This is a genomic window from Herbiconiux flava, assembly GCF_013409865.1.
In the GTDB taxonomy this organism is placed as follows: Bacteria; Actinomycetota; Actinomycetes; order Actinomycetales; family Microbacteriaceae; genus Herbiconiux; species Herbiconiux flava.
Genome location: NZ_JACCBM010000002.1, coordinates 1 through 8,757 on the forward strand (window position 1 = coordinate 1; position 8,757 = coordinate 8,757).

The following is an 8,757-nucleotide window of genomic DNA, read 5'->3' on the forward strand; positions in this document are numbered from 1 at the left end:
CCTCCCCGTGTCCGACGCCGAGCTCGGGACCACCGAGGTGCCCGTCGGCGCGGAGCACCCGGGTACCGAGACGCTCCTCGCGCTCGACGCCGCCCTGCCTGCGCAGCCGTTCCACGTGTCGGCGCTCCTGACGGGCAACCGCCTCGTGAAGCAGCCCGGCGTGCTCCCGCAGCCGTTCGGCATCGCGGACGCGCTCGACGTCGCGCGGACCGTGGCCTGGGCCGCCGGGGTCGACCTGACCGTCGCACAGACGACCCATCCGTCACTGCACCCCGGACGCGCCGCGTCGCTCCTGGTCGGCGACACCGTGGTCGGCATCGCGGGCGAACTGCTGCCCGAGCTGACAGCCGCCGCAGACCTGCCGAGGGTCGTCGCCGTCGTGGAGATCGACCTCGACGCGGTGGTCGCCGCGGTCCCCGATGCCGTACACGTGGCGCCGATCGTGTCCTACCCCGCAGCGACGCAGGACCTCTCCCTGGTGGTCGACGTCGGCGTCCCCGCGGGCGACGTGCTCGACGAGGTCCGCGCTGGCGCCGGAGAGCTGTTGGAGTATGCTCGGCTCGTGGATGACTACCGGGGCTCCGGCGTGGACGAGGGACAGAAGTCCCTGACGTTCGCGCTGCGCTTCCGCGCCACGGACCGCACCCTGACCGCTGCCGAGGCCTCCGTGGCCCGTGACGGCGCAGTCCGACGTGCCGGCGAGCGATTCGGGGCGACCCTGCGCGACTGATCCCACTGGGACCAGCACCGCCCGGGGCCGCCGCCTCAGATCCTCGACGAACAGTCCGACCGAAGGTGGAATCCCATGTCCGTATCCGTCGCCGTGGCGGGAGCCAGTGGCTACGCGGGTGGTGAGCTGCTGCGCATCCTCTCCGCCCATCCCGAGTTCGACGTCAGGACGGTCACCGCGTTCTCGAACGCCGGGCAGCCGCTCGTCGCGACGCAGCCGCACCTCCGGTCGCTGTCGCACCTGACCCTGGTCGAGACGACGGCGGACACCCTCCGTGGGCACGACGTCGTGTTCCTGGCACTGCCGCACGGGCAGTCCGGGGCGATCACCGCGGAGCTCGACGACGACACCCTCGTGGTGGACTGCGGCGCCGACCACCGACTGACGGACCCCGCCGCCTGGGACGCCTTCTACGGCGGCGAGTACCACGGCGCATGGACCTACGGCCTGCCCGAGCTCCTGCACGCGGCACCGACCCCGGGTTCGGCGGACGAGTGGCGCGACGTCGACGACATCGTCGCGCAGAGCCGTCAGCGGACCGAGCTCGCCTCGACCAAGCGCATCGCGGTCCCCGGGTGCAACGTGACGGCGATCACGCTCGGCATCCAGCCGGGCATCCAGGCCGGGCTCGTGCAGGGCGACGACATCGTCGCGGTGCTCAGCGTCGGGCCCTCCGGTGCCGGCAAGAAGCTCGAGTCGACCTACCTCGCGGCCGAGATCATGGGCTCGGCCAGCGCGTACGCCGTCGGGGGCAAGCACCGGCACGTCCCGGAGATCCAGCAGAACCTGCGGGTCGCCGGCGCCTCGGACGTCACGATCTCGTTCACCCCGGTCCTGGTGCCGATGTCGCGCGGCATCCTCGCCACCACCACCGCCAAGCTGGCGCCGGGCGTCAGCGCGCGGGACGTCCGCCTCGCCTGGGAGCAGGCCTACGCGGACGAGCCCTTCGTGCACCTGCTGCCGGAGGGCCAGTTCCCCCGGGTCGCGGACACCATCGGCGCGAACACGGCACTCATCGGCGTGACCGTCGACGAAGCAGCCGGACGCGTCGTCGCCGTGACGGCACTCGACAACCTCGCCAAGGGCACCGGCGGTGCAGCCGTCCAGTCGGCCAACATCGCACTCGGTCTGCCGGAGACCCTCGGCCTCAGCGTGGACGGAGTCGCACCGTGACCGACGCAACGACCGGGGCGGACGCCCCCACGAGCCTCCAGTCCGTCAGCGACGCGGAGGGCGTGACCGCAGCGGCGGGCTTCCGTGCTGCCGGCGCGACCGCCGGGCTCAAGGCGAGCGGGACGCCCGACGTGGCGCTCGTCGTGAACGACGGCCCGCAGGCCGCGGTGGCCGCGGTCTTCACGAGCAACCGCGCCCAGGCCCACCCGGTGATCTGGTCCCGCCAGGTCGTCGGCGACGGCATCGCCAGGGCCGTGTTCCTGAACTCCGGCGGCGCGAACTGCTTCACCGGGGCCTTCGGCTTCCAGACCACGCACATGACGGCCGAGGCGGTGGGCGAGTCCCTCGGCATCGGGGCCGGCGACGTGGTCGTCTGTTCGACCGGTCTGATCGGCCGCGGCGACCAGACGTTCCGCGACCACGTCCTGCACGGCGTCGCACTCACCACGGACGCCCTGTCCGAGACCGGCGGCCCCGACGCCGCCGCCGCGATCATGACGACGGACACCCGGGCCAAGCAGGCGTCGGTCTCCGAGGACGGCTGGACCGTCGGTGGCATGGCCAAGGGCGCGGGCATGCTCGCGCCGGGGCTCGCGACGATGCTCGTCGTGATCACGACCGACGCGCTCCTCACCTCCGACGAACTCGACCAGGCCCTCCGGGCAGCCACCCGCGTCACGTTCGACCGGGTCGATTCCGACGGCTGCATGTCGACGAACGACACCGTCGTGCTGATGTCCTCCGGCGCGTCCGGTGTGACACCGGAGGTGGGCGACTTCCAGGAGGCCCTGACCGTCGTCTGTGCCGACCTGGCCCGCCAGCTCCAGCAGGACGCCGAGGGTGCCAGCCACGACATCGCGATCCACGTGGTGAACGCCGCGAACGAGGACGACGCCGTCACGGTCGGCCGCAGCGTCGCCCGGAACAACCTCTTCAAGGCGGCCGTGTTCGGCAACGACCCCAACTGGGGCCGGGTGCTCGCGGCGATCGGCACCACCGACGCCGAGTTCGACCCCTACGCGGTGGACGTCTCGATGAACGGCGTGCGGGTGTGCCACGCGGGTGCGCCCGACCGTCCCATCGACGAGGTCGACCTGACACCGCGCGACACCGACGTGCTCATCGACCTCGGGGTGGGGCCGTACTCGGCGACCATCCTGACGAACGACCTGACGCACGACTACGTCCACGAGAACAGCGCGTACTCCAGCTGATGGCCGACGACGCACACACCAAGCAGCACGAGCACGAGCTCGCCGCCGTCAAGGCCGCGACGCTCATCGAGTCCCTGCCCTGGCTGAAGCGGTTCTCCGGCAAGATCGTCGTCGTCAAGTTCGGCGGCAACGCCATGGTGAACGACGACCTCAAGCGGGCCTTCGCCGAGGACATGGTCTACCTCCGCTACGCGGGCCTGCATCCCGTCGTGGTGCACGGCGGGGGTCCGCAGATCTCCGCTGCGCTGAAGGAACAGGGCATCGAATCCGAGTTCCGCGGTGGCTACCGCGTCACCACGACCGAGGCGATCACCGTCGTCCGCGACGTCCTGGCCGGCGAGGTCAACCGCGAGATCGTCGACCTGATGAACGAGCACGGGGACGGCATCGGTGTCGGCGTGTTCGGTGACGGCGGCTCGCTGTTCACCGGCGAGCAGAAGGGCGTCGTCGTCGACGGCGAGCACTTCGACCTCGGCCACGTCGGTGACATCACCCACGTCGACCCGTCCGGCGTCCTCGCGGCGATCCGGGCGAACCAGATCCCGGTCGTGTCGAGCATCGCGATCGACGACGCCGACCCCGACCAGGCGCTCAACGTGAACGCCGACGCTGCGGCGGCCGCACTCGCGATCGCACTGGGCGCCTCGAAGCTGCTGATGCTGACCGATGTCCCGGGGCTGTACCGCAACTGGCCCGACCGCGACTCGATCATCGACCTCATCGCGGTCGAGGAACTGCGCGAACTCCTGCCGTCGCTCGAGTCGGGGATGATCCCGAAGATGACCGCGTGCCTCGACGCCGTGGTCGGCGGGGTCGGCGGCGCGACGATCATCGACGGCCGGATCCCGCACTCGATCCTGCTCGAGGTCTTCACGCTCCGCGGCGCTGGCACCGAGGTGATCCCGGACCCGAGCAGGCGGACCGAGAACCAGAACACGCACGCCGAGATCGGCCGACGCGGTCCGGCAGTGACCCACGACACCACGCAGACGAAGGGAACCGCACGGTGAGCACCGAGACGCAGACCGAGACCTGGAACGACCGGTTCGGGGCGTCGCTCATGCGATCCCTGACGCCGCCGAAGATCATGCTCGAGCGCGGTCAGGGCTGCCGTGTCTGGGACGTCGACGGCAACGAGTACCTCGACTTCCTCGCCGGCATCGCCGTGAACTCCCTCGGGCACGCCCACCCGGCCCTGGTCGAGGCCATCAGCGACCAGGCGGCCAAGCTCGTGCACGTCTCGAACTACTTCGCGACCCCGCCGCAGCTCGAACTCGCCGAGCGCCTCAAGCGGATCTCCGGCGCCGGCGACGCGGGCCGCGTGTACTTCGGCAACTCCGGCGCCGAAGCGAACGAGGCCGCCTTCAAGCTCGCACGGCTGAACCGCGGCGCCGACGGCCGGAAGACCCGCATCCTGGCGCTCAAGCAGGCCTTCCACGGTCGGACGATGGGGGCGCTCGCACTCACCGGCAAGCCCGCCCTGCAAGAGGACTTCCTGCCGATGATCCCGGGCGTCGAGCACATCGACACCTCGATCCAGGCCCTCGAGCACGCGATCGACGACACCGTCGCGGCGCTGTTCATCGAGCCGATCAAGGGCGAGGCCGGCGTGGTCGACCTCCCCGAGGGCTTCCTCGCCGCGGCCCGACGCCTGACCGAGCAGCACGGCGCGCTCCTGGTCCTCGACGAGATCCAGACCGGTGTCGGTCGGACCGGTTCGTGGTTCGCCTTCCAGCAGTACGACGTCGTCCCGGACGCCATCACGGTCGCCAAGGGCATCGCCGGCGGCTTCCCGATCGGCGCGCTCGTGACCTTCGGCTGGGCGTCCGACCTGTTCTCCGCCGGCCAGCACGGCTCGACCTTCGGCGGCAACCCGCTCGGCACCCGCGTCGCGAACGCCGTGCTGACCGAGATCGAGTCCGCCGGGCTCGTCGAGGGCGCGGTCACCAAGGGCGAGCGGATCCGCAGCGGCATCAGCGCGTTCGGCTCGCCGCTCGTGGAGGAGGTCCGGGGGACCGGGCTCCTCATCGGCGTCGGGCTGCACCTGCCGGTCGCGGCCGCGATCGCCGCCGCCGCCCTCGAGCGCGGGCTCATCGTCAACGCGCCGAACGAGTCGAGCCTGCGCATCGCGCCGCCGCTCATCGTCACCGACGCCGAGATCGACGAGTTCCTCGCGATCCTCGCCCAGAGCATGGCGTCCGTCGAGGGCGCCCACCAGGAGACCTCCGCATGACCCGCCACTTCCTCCGTGACGACGACCTGAGCCAGGCCGAGCAGTCCGCGATCCTCGACCTCGCCGTCGAGATGAAGCGCGACCGCTGGGGTGCCAAGCCCCTCGCCGGCCCGCAGAGCGTCGCCGTGATCTTCGACAAGTCGTCCACCCGCACCCGGGTGTCCTTCCACGTCGGCATCAGCGACCTCGGCGGCAGCCCGCTCATCATCTCGACCGCCAACAGCCAGCTCGGCGGCAAGGAGACCCCCTCCGACACCGCCCGGGTGCTGGAGCGCATGGTCTCGGCGATCGTCTGGCGCACCTACGGCCAGGCCGGGCTCGAGGAGATGGCTGCGAGCACGTCCGTGCCCGTCGTGAACGCCCTCTCCGACGACTTCCACCCCTGCCAGCTCCTCGCCGACCTGCTCACCATCCGTGAGCACCGCGGCGCCCTCGCCGGCCAGACCATCGCGTTCGTCGGTGACGGCGCGAGCAACATGGCGCACTCGTACCTGCTGGCCTGCGCGACCGCCGGCATGCACGTCCGCGTCGGCTCGCCGAGTGCGTTCTCGCCCACCCCGCAGGTGGTCACGGACGCCGAGCAGCGCGCTGCCGAGACCGGTGGTTCGGTGCTCGTGGTGACCGACCCGGTCGCTGCCGTCGCCGGCGCTGACGTCGTCGTCACCGACACGTGGGTGTCGATGGGCAAGGAGGACGAGAAGCAGCAGCGGCTCGACACCTTCAACGGCTACCGCGTCGACGACGCGATGATGGCGCACGCCGCTGACGACGCCGTGTTCATGCACTGCCTGCCGGCCGACCGCGGCTACGAGGTGACTGCCGACGTGATCGACGGCCCGCGCAGCATCATCTGGGACGAGGCGGAGAACCGTCTCCACGCCCAGAAGGCCCTCCTCGCCTGGCTCCTCGCCGCGAACAACTGACCCCCCAACACCCCTAGGAGACATCACATGGCAGACCGCGTCGTACTGGCGTACTCCGGAGGACTCGACACCTCCGTCGGCATCGGCTGGCTCAAGGACGCCACCGGCAAAGAGGTCGTTGCACTGGCGGTGGACGTCGGCCAGGGTGGCGAGGACATGGAGGCCATCCGGCAGCGCGCGCTCGACTGCGGCGCGGTGGAGTCGGTGGTCATCGACGCGAAGGACGAGTTCGCCGACGACTACCTCGTGCCCGCCCTCAAGGCGAACGCGCTCTACCAGAAGCGCTACCCGCTGGTCTCCGCGCTGAGCCGCCCGCTCATCGCGAAGCACCTCGCCCTGACCGCCAAGCAGCTCGGTGCCGACAGCGTCGCGCATGGCTGCACCGGCAAGGGCAACGACCAGGTCCGCTTCGAGGCCGCCGTCGCCGCGATCGCACCCGACCTGACGAGCGTCGCCCCGGTCCGCGACCTCGCGCTCACCCGCGACAAGGCGATCATCTACGCGCAGGAGCACGACCTGCCGATCCTCCAGAGCAAGAAGTCGCCGTACTCGATCGACCAGAACGTCTGGGGCCGCGCGGTGGAGACCGGGTTCCTCGAGGACCCGTGGAACGCCCCGATCGAGGACCTCTACGCCTACACGCAGGACCCGGCGATCGCGCGTGATGCCGACGAGGTCACCATCACGTTCGAGCAGGGCATCCCGGTGGCGCTCGACGGCCAGCGCTTCAGCGTCCTGCGCATCGTGCAGGAGCTCAACGCCCTCGCCGGCAAGCACGGCGTCGGCCGCATCGACGTCGTCGAGGACCGTCTCGTCGGCATCAAGTCGCGCGAGGTCTACGAGGCCCCGGCCGCGATGGCGCTCATCGCCGCGCACGAGGAGCTCGAGAGCCTGACCCTCGAGCGCGACGTGAACCGCTACAAGCGCGGTGTCGAGTCCGAGTGGGCCGACCTGGTCTACGACGGCCTCTGGTTCGGTGGGCTCAAGCGGTCGCTCGACGCCTTCATCAACGACACCCAGCAGTACGTCTCCGGCGACATCCGCATGCAGCTGCACGGCGGCCGGGCGACGGTCACGGGTCGCCGCAGCGAGCAGTCGTTGTACGACTTCGACCTCGCGACCTACGACACCGGCGACACGTTCGACCAGTCGCTGTCGAAGGGCTTCATCGAGATCTGGTCGCTCCCGTCCAAGATCTCGGCACGCCGCGACCTGGCGAACTAGTCGCCTCGTGGACGGCGGGACCGACAGGTCCCGCCGTCCGCACCGCCCGGGAGGCCCGACCCGCCTCCGCCCCGCGCCGCACGACCCAGACGCACGCACGACCCAGACCGACCCACGAGACGACGCAGGACGACATGACGGACGTACCCCGGGCCTCCAGGCCGGACGCCGAGCCCACCAAGACCGACGGCACCAACGCCGGCGCCCTGTGGGGTGCCCGGTTCGCGGACGGGCCGAGCGCCGAACTGGCCGCCCTGTCGAAGTCGACGCACTTCGACTGGCAGCTCGCGCCGTACGACCTCGCCGGCTCCCGCGCACACGCCAGGGCCCTGCACACCGCGGGCTACCTGACGGCGGACGAGCTCGAGGCCATGACCGCCGGCCTCGACCGCCTCGACGCCGCCCACGCCGACGGCTCCCTGCAGCCGGACGAGTCGGACGAGGACGTCCACGGCGCCCTCGAACGCCTGCTCATCGCCGACCTCGGCCCGGTCCTCGGCGGCAAGCTCCGTGCCGGTCGCAGCCGCAACGACCAGATCGCCACGCTCGGCCGCATGCACATGCTCGACCACGGGCGGCGCATCGGGCGGATGGTCATCGACCTCGTCGACGCGATCAGCCAGCAGGCGAGCGAGCACCAGGGCGCGATCATGCCGGGGCGCACGCACCTGCAGCACGCGCAGCCGGTGCTCCTCGCGCACCACCTGCTCGCCCACGCGTGGCCGCTGGTGCGTGACCTCGAGCGCCTCCGCGACTGGTCCGGCCGCGCCAGCGTCAGCCCGTACGGGGCCGGAGCGCTCGCGGGCAGCTCCCTCGGACTCGACCCGACGGCGATCGCCCTCGAGCTCGGCTTCGACCGCCCCGCCGAGAACTCGATCGACGCCACCGCCGCGCGGGACACCGTCGCCGAGTTCGCCTACGTCCTCGCGCAGATCGGCATCGACCTGTCGCGTCTGGCCGAAGAGGTGATCCTGTGGAACACGAAGGAGTTCGGCTTCGTCCGGCTCCACGACGCGTTCTCCACCGGGTCGAGCATCATGCCGCAGAAGAAGAACCCCGACATCGCGGAACTCGCTCGGGGCAAGTCCGGCCGGCTCCTCGGCAACCTCACCGGGCTGCTCGCGACCTTCAAGGGCCTGCCGCTGGCGTACAACCGTGACCTCCAAGAGGACAAGGAGCCCGTCTTCGACTCCGTCGCGACGCTCGAGGTCCTGCTCCCGGCCTTCACCGGCATGGTCGCGACCCTGACCTTCGACACCG

8 protein-coding genes are annotated in these 8,757 nt (G+C 71.0%); all 8 read left to right on the plus strand.

Going from position 1 to position 8,757, the window contains the following annotated elements; all coding sequences use genetic code 11:
* On the plus strand, positions 1 to 730 hold a 730-nt coding region (locus BJ984_RS18330), incomplete at its 5' end, for a phenylalanine--tRNA ligase subunit beta-related protein (RefSeq protein ID WP_476729755.1).
* A gap of 75 nt (positions 731 to 805) precedes the next feature.
* Positions 806 to 1,903, plus strand: coding sequence for an N-acetyl-gamma-glutamyl-phosphate reductase (locus BJ984_RS18335; protein WP_179549555.1), 1,098 nt, complete (start codon positions 806 to 808; stop codon positions 1,901 to 1,903).
* 62 nt (positions 1,904 to 1,965) lie between these two features.
* The gene (argJ, locus tag BJ984_RS18340) at positions 1,966 to 3,117 is read left to right on the plus strand and encodes a bifunctional glutamate N-acetyltransferase/amino-acid acetyltransferase ArgJ (protein WP_338074436.1); all 1,152 of its coding nucleotides are present in this window, start codon (positions 1,966 to 1,968) and stop codon (positions 3,115 to 3,117) included.
* On the plus strand, positions 3,117 to 4,127 hold the full coding sequence (argB, locus tag BJ984_RS18345) for an acetylglutamate kinase (protein ID WP_179549557.1): 1,011 nt from the start codon (positions 3,117 to 3,119) through the stop codon (positions 4,125 to 4,127). Before argJ ends, argB begins: the two co-directional genes overlap by 1 nt.
* Positions 4,124 to 5,350 (plus strand): acetylornithine transaminase, encoded by a 1,227-nt coding sequence (locus BJ984_RS18350; protein ID WP_179549558.1) that lies wholly within the window; start codon positions 4,124 to 4,126, stop codon positions 5,348 to 5,350. Before argB ends, BJ984_RS18350 begins: the two co-directional genes overlap by 4 nt.
* Complete coding sequence (gene argF / locus BJ984_RS18355; RefSeq protein WP_179549559.1) at positions 5,347 to 6,273, plus strand: ornithine carbamoyltransferase; 927 nt, start codon at positions 5,347 to 5,349, stop codon at positions 6,271 to 6,273. Before BJ984_RS18350 ends, argF begins: the two co-directional genes overlap by 4 nt.
* 27 nt (positions 6,274 to 6,300) lie before the next feature.
* Positions 6,301 to 7,497, plus strand: coding sequence for an argininosuccinate synthase (locus BJ984_RS18360; protein ID WP_071273098.1), 1,197 nt, complete (start codon positions 6,301 to 6,303; stop codon positions 7,495 to 7,497).
* A gap of 134 nt (positions 7,498 to 7,631) precedes the next feature.
* Positions 7,632 to 8,757 (plus strand): argininosuccinate lyase (argH, locus tag BJ984_RS18365; protein ID WP_179549560.1); only part of this gene is annotated, 1,126 nt, incomplete at its 3' end.

Coding starts and splice junctions, on each gene's coding strand:
- BJ984_RS18335 (WP_179549555.1), top strand. CDS start 806: ATGTCCGTATCCGTCGCCGTGGCGGGAGCCAGTGGCTACGCGGGTGGT.
- BJ984_RS18360 (WP_071273098.1), top strand. CDS start 6,301: ATGGCAGACCGCGTCGTACTGGCGTACTCCGGAGGACTCGACACCTCC.
- argF (WP_179549559.1), top strand. CDS start 5,347: ATGACCCGCCACTTCCTCCGTGACGACGACCTGAGCCAGGCCGAGCAG.
- argB (WP_179549557.1), top strand. CDS start 3,117: ATGGCCGACGACGCACACACCAAGCAGCACGAGCACGAGCTCGCCGCC.